This is a genomic window from Loktanella sp. PT4BL, from assembly GCF_003201935.1.
In the GTDB taxonomy this organism is placed as follows: domain Bacteria; phylum Pseudomonadota; class Alphaproteobacteria; order Rhodobacterales; family Rhodobacteraceae; genus Yoonia.
Window position 1 is genome coordinate 1 of sequence record NZ_QJJL01000036.1, and the last position, 1,104, is coordinate 1,104.

General features: G+C 56.1%; 1 protein-coding gene. It reads right to left on the reverse strand.

The genetic code is table 11. The features are described 5' to 3' along the window. Positions 1–1,104, reverse strand: a 1,104-nt coding sequence (locus C7964_RS19725) for a beta strand repeat-containing protein (RefSeq protein WP_146214907.1), incomplete at both ends; no start/stop codon positions are given.

Genomic DNA, 1,104 nt, shown 5'->3' on the forward strand with positions numbered 1-1,104 from the left:
GTCATCCGCTGCACCCGTCGAGATGTTGTCATTGCCAGAGCCCGCAGTGACCGTGTCATCACCAGCATCCGTCGTGACAGTGATGCCCGCGGTGGTGCCGCTGATATCAATGTTCGACGCGGTGCCTGCCGTCGCAGTGATCGTGCGAATGCCCGCAGTTTCAGCAGTCGTCCCCGTAAAGTTAACGTCCTGCGCACCAGTGTCGGTCAGCAGCAGCGTCTCAACAGACGTCACATTGCCAAAGTCCGCATCATCAACAATCGCAGTGTCAGTCACTTCAATCGTGTCATTCCCGCCGCCACCGGCAACAGTGTCGTTTCCATCAAAGTTCGCTGACAGGAACTGAACCAGATCATCCGCTGCACCCGTCGAGATGTTGTCATTGCCAGAGCCCGCAGTGACCGTGTCATCACCAGCATCCGTCGTGACAGTGATGCCCGCGGTGGTGCCGCTGATATCAATGTTCGACGCGGTGCCTGCCGTCGCAGTGATCGTGCGAATGCCCGCAGTTTCAGCAGTCGTCCCCGTAAAGTTAACGTCCTGCGCACCAGTGTCGGTCAGCAGCAGCGTCTCAACAGACGTCACATTGCCAAAGTCCGCATCATCAACAATCGCAGTGTCAGTCACTTCAATCGTGTCATTCCCGCCGCCACCGGCAACAGTGTCGTTTCCATCAAAGTTCGAGGACAGGAACTGAACCAGGTCATCCTGCGTCCCAGCATCAATGCTATCGTTGCCTGTACCTGCAATGATAGTGTCGCTTCCGCTTCCTCCAAACACCAAATTATCACCACCAGCAGTCAGGGTGATCAAATCAGCGCCGTCATTACTCCGCACTGTATCATTGCCCGAACCGACGGTGATGACATCATTTCCGGCACCACCAAGCACGCTCAGCACCTCAGAAGAGGCGTTGGCAGCAGCGTTAACTGTCAGAACCTGGCCAGCGTCCATGTTGGAGCCGTCGACCAGCATTGAAGCCTGTGCATATGCCGCATCGAAGGTTACGGTTGCATCGGAGGTGTCATCTGCCTGATCGTTCAGAACCAGCGTCTCAACACCCGTGAAGTCACCATCAAGTGTGAAGGACACTGACGCTGTCAG